15 protein-coding genes and 1 pseudogene are annotated in these 15952 nt (G+C 54.9%); 5 read left to right on the top strand and 11 right to left on the bottom strand.

The features are described from left to right. The 3 genes and pseudogenes from KCR01S_RS21590 to KCR01S_RS21585 all read left to right on the top strand — a co-directional run. A pseudogene (locus tag KCR01S_RS21590) lies at positions 1-403 on the top strand (IS5-like element ISKpn26 family transposase); the annotation flags it as partial. After that, positions 385-591, top strand: coding sequence for a hypothetical protein (locus KCR01S_RS25850; protein ID WP_369691458.1), 207 nt, complete (start codon positions 385-387; stop codon positions 589-591). The pseudogene KCR01S_RS21590 and the gene KCR01S_RS25850, both read left to right, overlap by 19 nt. A gap of 71 nt (positions 592-662) precedes the next feature. Further along, the gene (locus tag KCR01S_RS21585) at positions 663-1400 is read left to right on the top strand and encodes a GntR family transcriptional regulator (RefSeq protein ID WP_061285019.1); all 738 of its coding nucleotides are present in this window, start codon (positions 663-665) and stop codon (positions 1398-1400) included. A gap of 2 nt (positions 1401-1402) precedes the next feature. Here KCR01S_RS21585 and KCR01S_RS21580 read toward each other — a convergent pair whose 3' ends face one another. Next, a complete protein-coding gene (locus tag KCR01S_RS21580) occupies positions 1403-2578 on the bottom strand; it encodes an MFS transporter (RefSeq protein WP_061285018.1) in 1176 nt (391 codons plus the stop codon). 207 nt (positions 2579-2785) lie between these two features. Further along, positions 2786-4003 (bottom strand): beta-ketoacyl-ACP synthase I, encoded by a 1218-nt coding sequence (gene fabB / locus KCR01S_RS21575; RefSeq protein WP_052285716.1) that lies wholly within the window; start codon positions 4001-4003, stop codon positions 2786-2788. 159 nt (positions 4004-4162) lie between these two features. On the opposite strand from fabB, the gene mnmC reads away from it, so the two are divergent. Next, entirely contained in the window at positions 4163-6163 is a 2001-nt protein-coding gene (mnmC, locus tag KCR01S_RS21570; RefSeq protein ID WP_061285017.1) for a bifunctional tRNA (5-methylaminomethyl-2-thiouridine)(34)-methyltransferase MnmC2/FAD-dependent 5-carboxymethylaminomethyl-2-thiouridine(34) oxidoreductase MnmC1, read from the top strand. A gap of 43 nt (positions 6164-6206) precedes the next feature. Here the strand turns inward: mnmC and KCR01S_RS21565 are convergent, their stop codons facing one another. Genes KCR01S_RS21565 through prmB form a run of 6 tightly spaced genes read right to left on the bottom strand, consistent with a single transcriptional unit; the run spans position 6207 to position 10752 of the window. Further along, entirely contained in the window at positions 6207-6482 is a 276-nt protein-coding gene (locus KCR01S_RS21565) for a YfcL family protein (protein WP_061285016.1), read from the bottom strand. Between the two features lie 27 nt (positions 6483-6509). Next, positions 6510-7055, bottom strand: a complete 546-nt coding sequence (locus KCR01S_RS21560) for an elongation factor P hydroxylase (RefSeq protein WP_061285015.1) — start codon at positions 7053-7055, stop codon at positions 6510-6512. After that, the gene (locus KCR01S_RS21555; protein ID WP_061285014.1) at positions 7055-7864 is read right to left on the bottom strand and encodes a sulfite exporter TauE/SafE family protein; all 810 of its coding nucleotides are present in this window, start codon (positions 7862-7864) and stop codon (positions 7055-7057) included. Before KCR01S_RS21555 ends, KCR01S_RS21560 begins: the two co-directional genes overlap by 1 nt. After that, complete coding sequence (gene mepA, locus KCR01S_RS21550) at positions 7864-8688, bottom strand: penicillin-insensitive murein endopeptidase (RefSeq protein WP_061285013.1); 825 nt, start codon at positions 8686-8688, stop codon at positions 7864-7866. Before mepA ends, KCR01S_RS21555 begins: the two co-directional genes overlap by 1 nt. Positions 8689-8690: 2 nt before the next feature. Further along, positions 8691-9776 carry a chorismate synthase gene (gene aroC, locus KCR01S_RS21545; RefSeq protein ID WP_061285012.1) on the bottom strand — a complete coding sequence of 362 codons (1086 nt, stop codon included), beginning with the start codon at positions 9774-9776 and terminating at the stop codon, positions 8691-8693. Between the two features lie 43 nt (positions 9777-9819). Continuing rightward, positions 9820-10752, bottom strand: coding sequence for a 50S ribosomal protein L3 N(5)-glutamine methyltransferase (prmB, locus tag KCR01S_RS21540; RefSeq protein ID WP_061285020.1), 933 nt, complete (start codon positions 10750-10752; stop codon positions 9820-9822). Positions 10753-10914: 162 nt separating this feature from the next. Between prmB and smrB the strand changes: the two genes are divergently transcribed. Further along, positions 10915-11466, top strand: a complete 552-nt coding sequence (gene smrB / locus KCR01S_RS21535) for an endonuclease SmrB (protein WP_061285011.1) — start codon at positions 10915-10917, stop codon at positions 11464-11466. Between the two features lie 185 nt (positions 11467-11651). Here the strand turns inward: smrB and sixA are convergent, their stop codons facing one another. From sixA to fadI, 3 genes are all read right to left on the bottom strand, one after another. Then, positions 11652-12137 carry a phosphohistidine phosphatase SixA gene (gene sixA / locus KCR01S_RS21530; protein ID WP_061285010.1) on the bottom strand — a complete coding sequence of 162 codons (486 nt, stop codon included), beginning with the start codon at positions 12135-12137 and terminating at the stop codon, positions 11652-11654. A 187-nt stretch (positions 12138-12324) separates the two neighbouring features. Beyond that, complete coding sequence (gene fadJ / locus KCR01S_RS21525; protein WP_061285009.1) at positions 12325-14475, bottom strand: fatty acid oxidation complex subunit alpha FadJ; 2151 nt, start codon at positions 14473-14475, stop codon at positions 12325-12327. Beyond that, positions 14475-15785, bottom strand: coding sequence for an acetyl-CoA C-acyltransferase FadI (gene fadI, locus KCR01S_RS21520; protein ID WP_061285008.1), 1311 nt, complete (start codon positions 15783-15785; stop codon positions 14475-14477). Before fadI ends, fadJ begins: the two co-directional genes overlap by 1 nt. Positions 15786-15952: the final 167 nt, after the last annotated feature.

The following is a 15952-nucleotide window of genomic DNA, read 5'->3' as shown; positions in this document are numbered from 1 at the left end:
AGTCACCACCGCGGCCAACGAGCATGACCTCAATCAGCTGGGTAATCTGCTTCATGGAGAGGAGCAATTTGTCTCAGCCGATGCCGGCTACCAAGGAGCGCCACAGCGCGAGGAGCTGGCCGAGGTGGATGTGGACTGGCTGATCGCCGAGCGTCCCGGCAGGGTAAAAACCTTGAAGCAGCATCCGCGCAAGAACAAAACGGCCATCAACATCGAATACATGAAAGCCAGCATCCGTGCCAGGGGGGAGCACCCGTTTCGCATCATCAAGCGGCAGTTCGGCTTCGTGAAAGCCAGATACAAGGGGCTGCTGAAAAACGATAACCAACTGGCGATGTTATTCACCCTGGCCAACCTGTTTCGGGTGGACCAAATGATACGTCAGTGGGAGAGATCTCAGTAAAAACCGGAAATAACGCCAGAAATGGTGGAAAAAATAGCCTAAATAGGCTGATTCGATGTGTTTGCGGGAAAAAAATCGGCCCAGATCCGCGAAATTTTAATCAGCGAGTCAGCTTGGGAAGAAATGACCTGCTTATTCGCACCTTCCTTAACGGCGGCCAAGTTGTTCAAAAATGGACTAAAAGATGAACGTGTCAGCCATAAATTGTGCGAATGAATTTGCAACCTTTTGTTTAAAAAGGATTTAAGGAGGTTCAAAAGTGGTTTACCAGAACGTCATCAATCTGCTTAAAAACAGATTAAATAGCGCGATCTACAATATTGGCGATCTTCTGCCGTCAGAAAAAGAATTGGCAGAGCTTTATGATGTTTCGCGTAATACATTACGCAAAGCGTTAAAAACGCTGGAAGAGGAAGGGATGATTGAAAGGCGGCATGGTTCTGGGACCTATCTGCGAAACAAACATTTTCAGGCGTCGGTTACGCATCTTGATAGTTTTACCGAAATAGCAAAAAACGAGGGTAAAACCCCCACCAGCCAGATACTCAAGTTTGAACTGCAAACCGCCTCAGATGAAATTGCCAACAGTCTACGGGTGACGCTTGGCGAACCGGTGTACTACGCGAAACGACTGCGTCTTATCGATAATATCGCCATGCAGGTTGAAGAGACTTGGCTTTCCGCCAGCCGCTTTCCAGACCTGACGATTGCCCACATGAAGAAGTCGAAATTTTCCTACATCGAAAACGAATGCGGCGTGAAAATCATGGGCTGCTACGAATCTATTCAGCCTATACTGCCGTCGCCAGAAGTGGCAAAACTGCTACATATCAGCGCATTAGACCCAATAATTCGCATGCAGACCCAGGCGGTGGATGAGCAATCAACGCCGATTGATTACTCCATTCTGTATACCAACATGTACGAATTCCAGGTCAAATATTTTCTGCCGAGAAAAGCGGCGACCGGCCCTACCGTGCGCAGAGCCGGTGCATAGGGTTATTTCCGAAACGCCCAAAGCGTCAGCATGATGCCCAGTACGGCGGATATTGCCCCGCCGAGGAACACTGAAGGGTAGCCGAAAGATGTCGCCAGCATCCCCGCCAGCGGGCCGGAAACGCCAAGCGCGATATCCTGAAACGCCGCGTAGCCACCGAGCGCAGTACCACGTACCTGCTGCGGCACACGCTTAACCACTTCGACGCCCAGCGCAGGGAAGATAAGCGAACAACCGGCCCCGGTCAGCGCCGCGCCGGATAAAGCAACCCACGCGTCGGGAGCCTGCCACAGCAGCAGCAGCCCGATGGTTTCAATCAGCAGCGAGACTACCGCCACTTTGACGCCACCGAAGCGGTCCGGCATCCAGCCAAACAAAATACGTACCAGCACGAAAGTGCCGCCGAACGCGGTCAGCGTGAAGCCCGCCATTGACCAGCCTTTGCTGACAAAGTACAGCGAGACGAAGGTTCCGATCACGGCAAAACCTACGCCCTGCAGCGCCAGCCCCATTCCCGGTTTCCAGATAAGGCCAATCACGCTAAGCAGCGATGGACGCTCACCGGCCACCGCCGCCACCTTGCGCACCGAGCCGTTGAAGGCCCAGGCCAGCAGCGGCAGCATCATGGTTACCCCAGCCAGCACGGCAAAGCCATAGCGGGCGTTAATGAAGAGCCCCAGCGGTGCCCCTACGGCCAGTGCGCCAAAAATCGCCATACCGTTCCACGACATCACCTTACCGGATTGTTTTGGCCCAACCAGCCCCATTCCCCAGGTCAGCGTCCCGGTCAATAATTGGCTTTCACCGAATCCCAGGATCAGGCGCCCAACGATTAACAGCCCAAATTTGACCAGGGTATCGACCGGCAGCAGCGCGGCGCCAAGCCAGGCGGCGCCGGCAAAGGCGCAGGCGAACATGCCTTGCAGGGCGGAACGTTTACCGCCGTACTGATCGGCCAGCCGCCCGGCATAGCCGCGCGTCAGAACGGTCGCGAAGAACTGAACGCCCACGGCAATACCCACCATGGTGTTGCCATAGCCCAGCTCCTGGTGCACAAATAGCGGAATGACCGGCAGCGGAATACCGACGGTTAAATAGGTCAAAAACACCGCGAAGGCGATGCGAAAAAGTGAAACGTTTGAAGAAGTCGAACGTTCTATTTGAGTTACTGCGGTCATGCTTTACTCCAGAATACTGAGTAAGGCGAGGATCTGTAGCCACGCCCCCTCTACCCGATTGTCAGGATTAAGGTGCGTTGGTTGACGTTAAACGCTTACGCATTATCAGGTTGATAATGTTGAGCCAGGAGTTTGCCTGTTATTCAGGCAGATTGTCAATGCATAAAAAAGGAGCCCTTAGGCTCCTTTTTTACATCAACGTCAGCGTTAGGCTTTCAGCTTACGCATCACCAGCGTTGCGTTGGTGCCGCCGAAACCGAAGCTGTTAGACATTACGGTGGTCAACTCACGGTCGGTCGCTTTAGTGACGATGTTCAGACCCTGAGCCTTCTCATCCATCTCATCGATGTTGATGCTTGGCGCAACAAAGCCGTGTTCCAGCATCAGCAGAGAGTAGATAGCTTCCTGAACGCCGGCGGCGCCCAGAGAGTGGCCGGTCATTGCTTTCGTCGCGGAGATTGCCGGGCTGTTGTCGCCGAACACTTCCTGAATCGCACCCAGCTCTTTCACGTCGCCTACCGGAGTAGAAGTACCGTGGGAGTTCAGGTAGTCGATTGGCGTATCAACGCCGTGCATCGCCATCTGCATGCAGCGCACAGCGCCTTCGCCAGATGGAGCCACCATATCTGCACCATCGGAAGTTGCGCCATAGCCAACGATTTCTGCATAAATATGCGCGCCGCGGGCCAGAGCGTGTTCCAGCTCTTCAACCACCACCATACCGCCGCCGCCAGCGATAACGAAACCATCGCGGTGAGCATCATAGGTACGGGAGGCTTTGTCTGGGGTTTCGTTGTATTTAGTAGACAGCGCGCCCATCGCGTCGAATTCGCAGGCCATTTCCCAGCCCAGCTCTTCGCCGCCGCCAGCAAAAACGATGTCCTGTTTGCCCAACTGGATCTGCTCTACCGCGTTACCGATACAGTGCGCGGAAGTGGCACAGGCGGAGCTGATGGAGTAGTTAACGCCGTGAATTTTGAACGGCGTCGCAAGGCAGGCGGAAACCGCTGAGCCCATCGCTTTGGTCACGACATAAGGACCCACTGCTTTCAGGCCGCGCGGGCTGCGCATTGCATCTGCACCAAATACCTGTGCTTTTGAAGAACCACCGGAACCGGCAATCAGGCCGACGCGTGGGTTGTTCTGATATTCTTCTTCCTTCAAGCCAGCATCTGCAACAGCCTGCTGCATAGAAAGGTAAGCGTAGATAGAGGCATCGTTCATGAAACGGACCACTTTGCGGTCGATAAGACCGGTGGTGTCCAGTTTGACGTTACCCCATACGTGGCTACGCATACCAGAATCTTTGAATTCTTGAGAGAAAGTGATCCCCGAGCGTCCTTCACGCAGGGATGCCAGGACTTCCTGCTGGTTGCTACCGATGCTGGAAACGATACCCAGGCCAGTAATCACTGCACGTTTCATTCAATACCTCTGTAAGTCATCACTATTTTAAGTTTCGAGTGGCAAGATAGCGTACACTTGTACGCCGAACAAGTCCGATCAGCAATTTTATGCAGAAATTTGCACCTGCGGGCACGCATCGTTAAGATCGGCTGACTCCTTGCCGCGCGAGTAACTTACGTGAAACAAAACGCCATACAATCCGCCAACCTCGAATTCAACAGTGAGGGTACACCTGTTTCCCGAGATTTCGACGACGTCTACTTCTCTAATGATAACGGACTGGAGGAAACGCGTTACGTTTTCCTCGGCGGTAACCAGTTAGAGGTACGCTTCCCCCACCACCCGCACCCGCTGTTTGTGGTGGCGGAAAGTGGCTTTGGTACTGGTCTCAATTTCCTGACGCTGTGGCAGGCTTTTGACGCCTTTTGCCGCCAGTACCCTGACGCTACGCTACAAAGATTACATTTCGTCAGTTTCGAGAAATATCCGCTCAAAGCCGATGATTTGCGCCTGGCGCACCAACACTGGCCGGAACTGGCCCCATGGGCTGAACAACTGCAGGCGCAGTGGCCACTGCCGCTCGCTGGCTGCCATCGCCTGCTGCTGGACGGCGGGCGCGTAACGCTTGATTTGTGGTTTGGCGATATCAACGAATTAACCGATAAGCTCGACGACTCGTTTAACCAACAGGTCGACGCATGGTTCCTCGACGGTTTCGCGCCGGCAAAAAACCCGGACATGTGGACGCCGACGCTGTTTTCCGCCATGGCACGCACCGCTCGTCCCGGTGGCACGCTGGCAACCTTCACCTCAGCGGGTTTTGTTCGCCGGGGCTTGCAGGATGCGGGTTTCACTATGCACAAGCACAAAGGCTTTGGCCGTAAACGTGAAATGCTTATTGGCGAGATGACGCAGCCCCAGCCCGACGCGACGCGAACGCCGTGGTTTGCCCGCACCGGCAGTAAAGTTCGGGAAACGACAATTATCGGCGGCGGCATCGCCAGCGCCCTACTCTCACTGGCCCTGCTGCGCCGCGGCTGGGCGGTCACGCTGTACTGTGCCGACGACGCACCGGCGCAGGGAGCCTCCGGCAATCGGCAGGGCGCGCTTTATCCACTGCTCACCGCGCATGATCCTGCGCTGGCGCAGTTTTTCCCGGCGGCATTTCTCTTTGCCCGCCGTCTGTATGACGCTTTGCCTATCGAGTTTGATCATCAATGGTGTGGCGTAACGCAGCTCGGTTGGGATGAAAAAAGCGCGCAAAAAATTGCGCAAATGCTGTCGCTAGGTCTGCCTGAAGACGTTGCCTGCGCAGTTTCTGAGGCGGAAATGAAAGCGAACATCGGCCTTGAAACCGGCTGCGGCGGCATTCAGTATCCACTCGGCGGCTGGCTGTGTCCGGCCGAACTGACCGCCGGAGTATTTGCCCTGGCGCGGCAGCAAGGGCTACAGGTGCACTGGCAAAAAGCACTAACGGCACTCGAATCCTCTGAGAACGGCTGGCAGCTGCAGTTTGCCGATGGTGAAACGGCTAGCGCCCCAAGCGTCGTGCTGGCGAATGGCCACAATCTCAACCAGTTCACGCAAACCGAGCACCTGCCGGTGTACGCCGTAGGCGGCCAGGTCAGCCATATCCCCACCTCACAGAATCTGGCTCAGCTAAGCCAGGTTCTGTGCTATGACGGTTATCTGACGCCGCAAAACCCGCATAACCAGCAGCACTGCATCGGCGCCAGCTACCATCGCGGTGAGCGCGAAATGATCTTCAATGAAGACGATCAGCGGGCTAATCGTCAGCGCTTGATAGATTGCTTCCCACATCAGGCCTGGCCTTTGGAGGTCGATGTCAGTGCAAATGAGGCACGATGCGGCGTGCGCTGTGCGACCCGCGATCATCTGCCGATGGTCGGCAACGTGCCGGATTACGACGCTACGCTTACGCAATATGCCACGCTCAACGAAAATGCACAGGAGGCCGAACCGGCGCCGGTTTATCCGAACCTGTTTGTGCTGGGGGCGCTAGGTTCACGCGGGCTTTGTTCAGCGCCACTGGCGTCAGAAGTGCTGGCAGCGCAGATGAGTCAAGAGCCGCTACCGCTGGATGCGGTGACGCTGGCGGGTCTCAATCCGAATCGACTGTGGGTAAGAAAACTGCTGAAGGGAAAAGCGGTAAAATAAAAAGGATTGATTGCCCGGCAGCGATTCCGGGCAATCGGCCAACTTAGTGAGAAGCCTGCTGGTACAGGTTATCCCACATATCTTTGACCAGCGCCTGGTCGCGCGGGGACAGTTCGCCTGCGCTAATCGCCGTTTCCAGGCTGCGGGTCACATTGCGATAGAGCGCTTCAGCGCTATGAGCTTCGCCCTCTTCCAGATCGGCGACGGCCAACGTCAGGTGACCGCGCAGATAACCGCTGGCAAACAGCTCATCATCACTGGCGTGTTCCACCATATCGTCAATTAACGCCAGAATGCGCTCTTCAAACTCCGCGATCATCTTCTTTCCTCTTTCGGTAACATGGCCTTAGAGATCTTCCGGCCATGGGAATTGTTCCGCCGTTAGGGCCGGCGTATGGTAATAATTCTGTAGTGCCTGGATAAATTTGGCCGGGCGTGGCGGGATCCCTTCTTTCAGATAGGTCATCACCTGCGCATGCACGCGTCGCTGAAACACGATGCGGTCCGGCTCAAAATCCCCTTCCAGGTTGTCACAGCTGACGTTAAACGGGAAACCCGCCGCCACGCAGAACAACCAGTCAAAAGCCTGCGGCTTCACTTCCACATCCTCAAACTGCCCCTGGGTTTTAGCATCTCGCCCATCCGGACAGTACCAGTAGCCAAAATCCACCTGCTCGCGACGCGCTTTCCCGGCAATGCACCAATGGGAAATTTCATGCAGGCCGCTGGCGTAAAAGCCGTGCGCAAAAACGATGCGGTTGTACGGCACTTCGGCATCTGCGGGAAGATAAATCGGTTCGTCGTCGCCTTTAATCAGACGAGTATTAAACTCATCGGCGAAGCAGCCGTCAAAAATCGCAATCAGCTGCTGATAATCATGCGTTGCGGTCATCAGTTCATCCCTAACCATTGCAGTATTTCCTGTCCGTGGCTGTCATAAAGCAGCTTGGCGCTCATGACGGCGGAGACCACCACTATCATCGGTCGAATCAGCGCCTGCCCTTTGCTTAACACTAAGCGTGAGCCCATGCGTGCACCAAAAAATTGCCCCACCATCATCACAAAGCCGGTCGCCCAAATCACTTTGCCGCCAATGATAAACAGCAGCAGGCCGCCAACGTTTGAGGTGGCATTCAGCACCTTGGCATGCGCGGTGGATTTCGCGAGGTTAAAGCCCATCAGGGTGACAAACGCCAGCGCATAGAACGACCCTGCTCCCGGACCAAAGAAGCCGTCGTAGAAGCCAACGCAGCCGCCGGCCACCAGCGCAAATGGCAGGCCATATAGACGCTGCTGGCGATCGGATTCACCCAGTTTTGGCATCAACAGAAAATAGAGACCAATGCCGATAATCAGTAACGGCAGGATCTGGCGCAGAATATCTGACTTCACGTATTGCACCAGCAGCGCACCGCTCATCGAACCGATAAAGGTCATCAGAATGTTCAGTTTCTGATCGGCAAGGTTTACCACCTTACGGCGGATAAAATAGAGCGAAGCGGAAAGCGAACCGCCGCAGGCCTGCAGCTTGTTAGTCGCCAGCGCCTGCGCAGGAGGCATTCCAGCAGCCATTAGCGCGGGAACGGTCAGCAAACCGCCGCCGCCGGCCAGCGAGTCGATAAAACCGGCCAGAATGGCGATAAAGAAGAGTGCCACCAGCATCAGTGGCTCAACCATAAATAACGTGGAGAAACTGTCCATTAGAGTACGTGCTCATCCAGTAGCGCCTGGCAGGAAGGCGGCAACGGAGGAGGCGTCTTCTTCACAGGTTTAGTGGTGCCGGGTTTTGGCGGTTCGAACCAGCTTTGCAGCTCAGCGCCGCAGCCGTCTCCGGCAGGCGGTGGAGCCTGTTCTTCACACTCAAGGCTATTTGCCGGACACTTCAGCCGCACGTGCATATGCGCGCGGTGTTGGAACCACGGACGCACTTTATGCAGCCAGTCGCGATCGTTACCCGCTTCCAGGCACAGCTGCTGCTTGATTGCCGGGTTGACGAAAATGCGCGTGACTTCCCGATCTTCGGCCGCCAGTTTAATCAACTGACCGATTTCCGGTTTCCACAGCGTTGGCACTACGCGCTTACCATCGGCAGCCACTAAATCCAGCGCCTGAGGCTTAAGCAGTTGCGCGGAGCTCCAGCGTGCTTTCGGTAACTGCAGGAAAATATCGACATCCAGCCCACTTTGGTGGCTGGCGTGTCCGCCGTTAAAGCGCCCGCCGGCAGGCATCCCCATATCACCAATCAGCAGGGTACCCATACCGTGCTGCTGTACCTGATTCCCCAAACGCTGGATAAACTGTACCAGCTCCGGATGCCCAAAGTAGCGGCGCTGATCGGTACGCATTACCTGATAGGTTTCGGCCTGCAGCGGAAGCGGCTGTGCGCCAACGATACAACCGTTGGCAAACGCGCCAATAGACTGAGCGCTGCCGCTAATCGGCTGGGTGATTTTTTGCCAGGGCGTTGCCGCCAGCGCCGTACTGCTGGCCACCATAGCCAGCAGCGCAATAACGGTTTTTTTCATGGTTACCAGCGTGGAATTGAGCTCGTCACATCGGCGTTTTGCGCGCGTTGACGCATAAAATGATCCATCAGAACAATCGCCATCATCGCTTCCGCGATCGGCACTGCACGAATACCCACACAAGGATCGTGGCGGCCTTTGGTGATCATTTCAACCTCTTCGCCAAAACGGTCGATCGTGCGGCCCGGAACGGTGATGCTGGACGTCGGCTTCAGCGCCATGTTGGCAACGATCTGCTGGCCGCTGCTAATCCCACCCAAAATACCGCCGGCATGATTGCTCTGAAAACCTTGTTTCGTGATTTCATCACGGTTCTGACTGCCGCGCAGTTTGACGACGTCAAACCCATCACCGATTTCAACGCCTTTGACGGCATTAATGCTCATCAGCGCGTGGGCGATGTCGGCATCCAGACGGTCAAAGACCGGTTCACCGAGCCCAGCCGGTACGCCATCTGCCACCACGGTGACTTTCGCGCCAATGGAGTCGCCTTCCTTTTTAAGGCCGCGCATCAGCTCATCCAGCGCGTCAATTTTGTCCGGATCCGGGCAGAAGAAGGGGTTTTGTTCCACCTGTTCCCAATCTTTTATCTCCAGCGGAATATCACCCATTTGGGTCAGACAGCCGCGAATAACGATGCCAAATTTTGCCGCAAGGTATTTCTTGGCAATTGCCCCTGCCGCCACGCGCATCGCCGTTTCACGGGCGGATGAACGGCCGCCGCCGCGATAGTCGCGCAGGCCGTACTTCTGCTCATAGGTGTAGTCAGCATGCCCAGGACGGAAGACATCTTTAATCGCGCCATAATCCTGTGAACGCTGATCGGTGTTCTCAATCAGCAGACCAATGCTGGTGCCGGTGGTGACGCCATCAAAGACGCCGGAGAGGATTTTCACCTGATCCGGCTCGCGGCGCTGAGTGGTATAACGCGATGTACCCGGGCGACGACGATCGAGGTCGTGCTGCAGATCGGCTTCGGTTAACGGGATACCGGGCGGTACGCCATCGACGATGCAACCCAGCGCCAGGCCATGCGACTCACCGAAAGTGGTTACGCGAAAAAGTTGTCCAATAGTATTTCCTGCCATCACGACTCCGTTATCGTTGTTCTGTTGTTGTGTGCTGGAATAATCAGTCTTTGTACTGGCCGAAGTGATTCTGCGCCGCTACCAGCTGCGCTTTGGTCAGCATAAAGACTCCGTCACCGCCGTTATCAAACTCAAGCCAGGTGAACGGCACATCCGGATATTGATCCATCAGATGTACCATGCTGTTACCCACTTCACAAATCAGAATACCGTCGTCGGTCAGGTAATCCGGCGCACAGCCCAGAATGCGACGAGTCAGGTGCAGGCCATCGCTGCCGGAGGCAAGACCCAACTCCGGCTCGTGGCGGTACTCTGACGGCAGATCGTCCATATCTTCTTCATCCACGTACGGCGGATTGGTGACAATCAGATCGTACTGCAGAGTTGGCAGATCGCGGAACAGGTCGGAACGGATCGGCGTGACGTTATGGATCATTCCGTGTTCTTCGATGTTGTATTCGGTGACCGCCAGCGCATCAGGGGAAACATCGATAGCATCGACTTCGGCCTCTGGGAAAGCGTACGCGCAGGCAATGGCGATACAGCCGCTGCCGGTACACATATCCAGAATATGCTCAGGCTGATGATTGATTAAACCAGCGAAACGGTTGTTAATCAGTTCACCAATCGGTGAACGAGGCACCAGAACGCGATCGTCAACATAGAATTCATGACCGCAGAACCAGGCTTTGTTGGTCAGATAGGCGACCGGGATGCGCTCATTGACGCGGCGAATCACGCGTTCAACAATCAGCTGTTTTTCGCTGGTTGTCAGGCGGGCAATGCGCATATCTTCAGGGATATCCAGCGGCAGGTACAGCGTTGGCAGTACCAGCTGTACGGCTTCATCCCACGGGTTGTCGGTGCCATGACCGTACCAGATATTGGCCGCGCTAAAGCGGCTTACCGCCCAGCGTAACATGTCCTGAATGGTGTGCAGCTCATTGACTGCTTCTTCAACAAATATCTTATCCACGTTGTCCTCCAGGGCATGCGTCGGGGTAAATTCGGCGGCTAGTTTGCCATGAAGACGGCGATAAATCAGCATTCTTGCGTAGGCCATGGGGAAAAAAGCGTTTTCGCTGCAGGGAACGACATGAAAAGGTAAACTAGTGGAAAAAATGACTGAGAATAATCCATGAAAAAGACACCCTCACTGAGCGAGGAGGATCAGGCGCTCTTTCAGCAGTTGATGACCGGGACGCGTAAAATTAAGCAGGACACGATTGTCCATCGCCCGCTGCGCAAGAAAATCAGCGAGATCCCCCCCAAGCGATTGCTGCAGGAGCAGGCAGATAATAGCCACTTCTTTTCCGATGAATTTCAACCGCTGCTGAATACCAACGGCCCGGTAAAATACGTGCGCGAAGACGTCAGCCATTTTGAACTGAAAAAACTGCGCCGCGGTGATTATTCCCCGGAACTGTTCCTCGATCTACACGGCTTAACGCAAATGCAGGCCAAACAAGAGCTCGGTGCACTGATCGCCGCCTGCCGCCGGGAACATGTATTTTGCGCCTGCGTAATGCACGGCCATGGCAAGCATATATTGAAACAGCAAACGCCGCTGTGGTTGGCCCAACACCCGCACGTCATGGCATTTCATCAGGCGTCAAAAGAGTACGGCGGAGATGCCGCGCTGCTGGTGCTAATTGAAGTGGAAGAGTGGCTGCCGCCAGAATTACCGTAATCCGATGTCCGACGCGAGCCTTCACGCTTCGTCCGGGTAAACGCAAAAGCGCCATTGGCTGCCAGAATAAGAGCGGGTTGCGGTTTAGCAACTTGCTCCCGATCCGGACAGCCTGATGGCGCTACGATTATCAGGCTTAGAGATAGCTGCGGTTTACAGTCTACAGCGACCTGCGGGTGCAGACGTTAAATAGCTTTCGCCATCTTGAGGTTGCACGGGCTCATTTGCCAGTTAAGAGTCCCTTGCCCATTGGCATCGAGGGTGACGCTGGCAATGGCGGATGTGGTAAACATCGGCGGAACTTCACCAGGGCAAAGCTCAGCGACCAGGTAACCCACCAGCGGCAGGTGAGAGATCACCAGCACCGATGACGTCCCTTCGTTCGCTAACGCATTAAGATAGGCGCTAACCAGTCCGATATCGCCGCACGGCGTTAACTCCTGCAAAACGTCGACCTCTTTTGGCAGGTTTATACACTCCCCTACCACTTCCAGCGTCTGTTCTGCACGCAGATATGGACTGACCAGAATACGATCGATGTCCACTTTTTGGCCTTTCAGCCAGGTTGCCATCTGACGAGATTCATCACAACCACAACCGGTGAGAGGACGAACCGAATCACTCGCTGCATCGAGAGCAGCGTCGCCGTGACGCATAATAAAAACTTGCATATTGCACCGCTTTTGTTAACCAGAAGCACCAGCGTCACCATGATGGTGACGCGGTAGCCGGGCATTGTGCCTTATCCATTCACTGAATGAAACGCTGATTTTTACCTTACTGGCGTAAGTATAGTCAACATCTGTTTACAAAATAGTCAGAAACCTTGTGTTCAATCGGGGTTCTCCTACTTTGACCTCAATTCAGCGGAACTGTTTCATGACCTGGCCAAAAGGTTAGTTCACGTTCTGCCCGCTGCAAAAGTGCCTCGCAGGGAGTGAAGCGCGAACCGTACTGGGTAGCCAACCGTTGCAATCGGGCAACCACTTCACCCGCCCCCAGCGTATCCATATAACGGAGCGGGCCACCGAGAAACGGTGGGAATCCAATACCAAATACTGCGCCGATATCCCCATCACGCGCACTACGGACAATGCCTTCGTCAATGCAGCGCGCGGCTTCATTGAGCATTAACATCACGCAGCGTTCGGCAATTTGCTGTGCCGAACACTGGCTATGCCTAGGCGCCATTCCCGCCAGTGAATAGACCGCCTTATCGACCTGTTTCTTGCTTTTACGCCCTTTCACACCATAAAGATAGAAACCACGACCATTTTTTCTTCCTTTGCGATCGTCATTCAAAATTGCCTGAATCAAACTTGCAGGAGCGCTAAATCGTTCACCATAAGCGGCTTCAAGGATAGGCAAAATCTTGGTGCCGGTATCAATGCCCACTTCATCAAGCAGCTGAATTGGCCCAACCGGGAAACCAAATTTAACCAATGCGTTATCAATATCTTCCACGCTTTCGCCTTCCACCAGCATGCGCATGGCTTCGGCAATATAAGGCGCCAGAATGCGGTTAACATAAAAGCCTGCTTTATCGGCAACCACAATCGGCGTTTTACCCTGCTTTTTCGCCAGCTTGACGGTCGTGGCAATCGTCTGCTCAGAGGTTCCGGCATGCGGGATCACCTCAACCAACGGCATCTTTTCAACGGGGCTGAAAAAGTGTAAACCGATAACCTGATCGGGCTTTTGCGCAAAGGCGGCAATATCGCCAATCGGTAAAGATGAGGTATTTGAAGCAAAAATGGTGTGAGATGCGCAGTTTTGCTCGACTTCACTAACCATCTTCTGCTTCAGCGCCAGATCTTCAAATACCGCTTCAATCACCACGTCACGATGCGCAAAACCACGATAGTCCGTGCCGCCGGAAATGATTGCCAACTGGCTGTCACGTTCTGCAGCCTTCATATGACGACGGCGGACTTTTTGCTCCAGTTGATCCCAACTGTATTTCAGGGCATGGTTAATACCATTCGCGTTAATATCTTTAATCCGCACCGGCAGCCTGCCTTTTACTGCCGTGACGTAAGCAATGCCCCCTCCCATCAGGCCACCGCCAAGAATGCCGACCGAGTGCAGCGGGCCAGCCTCGACGCTGGCGCCAGGATCTTTTTTCAGATCGGTGCTGGCAAAGAATATATTGCGTAACGCCTGCGACTGTGGCGTCATCGCCAGTTCCCCGAATGCTCGCGCTTCCGCTTCATATCCGCTACTGGTTCCATGCGCCAAACCCGTTTCAATCACCTGCAAAATTTTATCGGTTGCCGGGTAGTTACCCTGGGTCTTCTGCGCCGTTTTTTTGCTCGCCATGCTGAATAACAGATTACGGCCTAATGGACCGGCCAGAATACGTTCCCGAATCGGCAGCCGACGCTGTTCATGCCGGGGTTTGCGCGCGTACTCTGCGGCGGCATCAAGCAATATAGAGTGTGGGACCACTTCATCAACTAGCCCAACCTTGAGCGCTTGACGGGCGCGTAGCTGCTTGCCGGTGAGGATCATATCCAGCGCAGTGCTCACGCCAACCAAACGCGGTAACCGTTGTGTTCCGCCCGAACCAGGCAACAGGCCCAGTTGAACTTCCGGCAGCCCCAGCACGGTACGTCCATCATCGGTACAAATACGCGCGTGGCAGGCGAGCGCCAGTTCAAGCCCGCCACCCAAACATGCCCCGTGAATTGCCGCCACAACGGGAATCGATAGGCTGGAAAGCTCAGCCATCACCTGCTGCCCCTGGCGGGCTAATGCTTCGGCCTCCTGAGCGCTTTGACAGCGGCCAATCATGTTGATATCGGCTCCGGCAATAAAGTTATCGGGCTTCGCAGAGATGATCACCACCCCCAGCAGCGTTTTGTTTTCTCTGATTTGCTTGAGAATCGATCGTACCTGACCACCAAATTCCGCCTTCAGGGTATTCATTTTTTCATCGGGCACATCAATTGCCACAACGGCGACGTTGTCAGGACGAACGGTAAGCGTGAATGCAGATTTCATTTCCATTATTCGGCCTCCAGAACCATTGCCGCACCAAGCCCGCCCGCCGCACAGGCGGTCACCAGACCAAACCCGCCGCCGCGACGACGCAGTTCGTTAAGCGTCTGAGTGATCATACGCGCACCGGTTGCTGCGAATGGGTGGCCGTAGGCAATAGAGCCGCCCAGCACGTTAAATTTACTTTCATCGACCTCGCCGGTGGCATGGCTGCGCCCCAGCACCTCACGGGCAAATTTCTCGCTTGCCAGACACTGAATATTCGCGAGCGTCTGAGCGGCAAAGGCTTCATGCATATCAATAAGCGTCAGATCAGCAAAGCTTAGTCCTGCGCGCTCCAGCGCCAGTGGCATCGACCAGGCCGGCCCCAGCAGCATGTCCTGCCAGACGTCAATCGCGGTAAATGCGTAGCTACGCAGGTAGCCCAGCGGCGTGAGCCCCAGCTCTTTAGCGCGGGATTCGGTCATCAGGATCACCGCCGCGGCGCCGTCGGTTAAGGGGGTGCTATTTGCCGCCGTCACCGTTCCGTGCTGGCGATCAAACGCCGGGCGCAGTTTGGCATAGTCGGCAAGCGTTGAATTGGCGCGAATATTATTGTCCTGCTCCAGCGGAGTACGATACGGCGGCGAGTATGCCGTCATCACTTCAGCACTGAGCTTTCCTTGCGCCCAGGCCTGTGCCGCCAGTTGGTGCGAGCGGTTAGCCAGTGCGTCTTGCTGTTCACGGGTAATACCATAGGTTTTCGCCATTTGCTCGGCGGTATCGCCCATCCGCAGCCCGGTCGAATACTCGGCAACCGCCGGTGGCACCGGTGCCAGATCGCGTAAACGCAAACGAGAAAAAAGCTTAAGTTTTTGTCCCAGGGTACGGGCTTTATTGGCATCCACCAGCGTGCGCGCTAGCTTTTTACTGACGCCAATGGGCAGCACGGAAGAGGAATCTGCGCCGCCGGCAATGCCTGCACGGATAGTTCCTGCCATTAAGCTTTCAGCGACGTTTGCCACCGCCTGAAAGCTCGTCGCGCAGGCGCGACTGACGCTATAGGCATCGGTGTGTACGTTCATGCCGGTGCCAAGCACAATTTCTCGCGCGATATTCGGAGCGGCAGGCATTTGCACTACCTGACCAAACACCAGTTGTTCAATCACATCAGGGGAAATTTCGCTGCGCGCCATCATTTCACCCACCACCATCTTCCCCAGATCCACAGCGGGGACGCCATGAAAAGCGGTCGCCTGACGGGCAAACGGGGTACGTAACCCACTCACAATAGCAATGCGATCGCCCTGGCGGGTGATTAGCGGTAGCGACTGACTCATAACTTTCCCCTGTTATCGGAAATAAACCAAGTGGTCTGACCTGATAACATTCTTAACTAATTTTTTACACTTAGCCAATCGAAGAGAGGAAAAAATGGGAGCTAAAACACATTGAGCACAAAAGAAAACGCCCCTTCGGCATCTGCAGCAGGGGCGTTATTAAAGAA

This window comes from Kluyvera cryocrescens NBRC 102467, assembly GCF_001571285.1.
GTDB lineage: Bacteria > Pseudomonadota > Gammaproteobacteria > Enterobacterales > Enterobacteriaceae > Kluyvera > Kluyvera cryocrescens.
The sequence above is the reverse complement of the archived record's forward strand: the minus strand, read 5'-3'. Positions and strand labels throughout refer to the sequence as shown.

Coding starts and splice junctions, on each gene's coding strand:
- KCR01S_RS21580 (WP_061285018.1), bottom strand. CDS start 2,578: ATGACCGCAGTAACTCAAATAGAACGTTCGACTTCTTCAAACGTTTCA.
- fabB (WP_052285716.1), bottom strand. CDS start 4,003: ATGAAACGTGCAGTGATTACTGGCCTGGGTATCGTTTCCAGCATCGGT.
- KCR01S_RS21565 (WP_061285016.1), bottom strand. CDS start 6,482: ATGATCGCGGAGTTTGAAGAGCGCATTCTGGCGTTAATTGACGATATG.
- KCR01S_RS21560 (WP_061285015.1), bottom strand. CDS start 7,055: ATGACCGCAACGCATGATTATCAGCAGCTGATTGCGATTTTTGACGGC.
- KCR01S_RS21555 (WP_061285014.1), bottom strand. CDS start 7,864: ATGGACAGTTTCTCCACGTTATTTATGGTTGAGCCACTGATGCTGGTG.
- mepA (WP_061285013.1), bottom strand. CDS start 8,688: ATGAAAAAAACCGTTATTGCGCTGCTGGCTATGGTGGCCAGCAGTACG.
- aroC (WP_061285012.1), bottom strand. CDS start 9,776: ATGGCAGGAAATACTATTGGACAACTTTTTCGCGTAACCACTTTCGGT.
- smrB (WP_061285011.1), top strand. CDS start 10,915: ATGAAAAAGACACCCTCACTGAGCGAGGAGGATCAGGCGCTCTTTCAG.
- sixA (WP_061285010.1), bottom strand. CDS start 12,137: ATGCAAGTTTTTATTATGCGTCACGGCGACGCTGCTCTCGATGCAGCG.
- fadJ (WP_061285009.1), bottom strand. CDS start 14,475: ATGGAAATGAAATCTGCATTCACGCTTACCGTTCGTCCTGACAACGTC.
- fadI (WP_061285008.1), bottom strand. CDS start 15,785: ATGAGTCAGTCGCTACCGCTAATCACCCGCCAGGGCGATCGCATTGCT.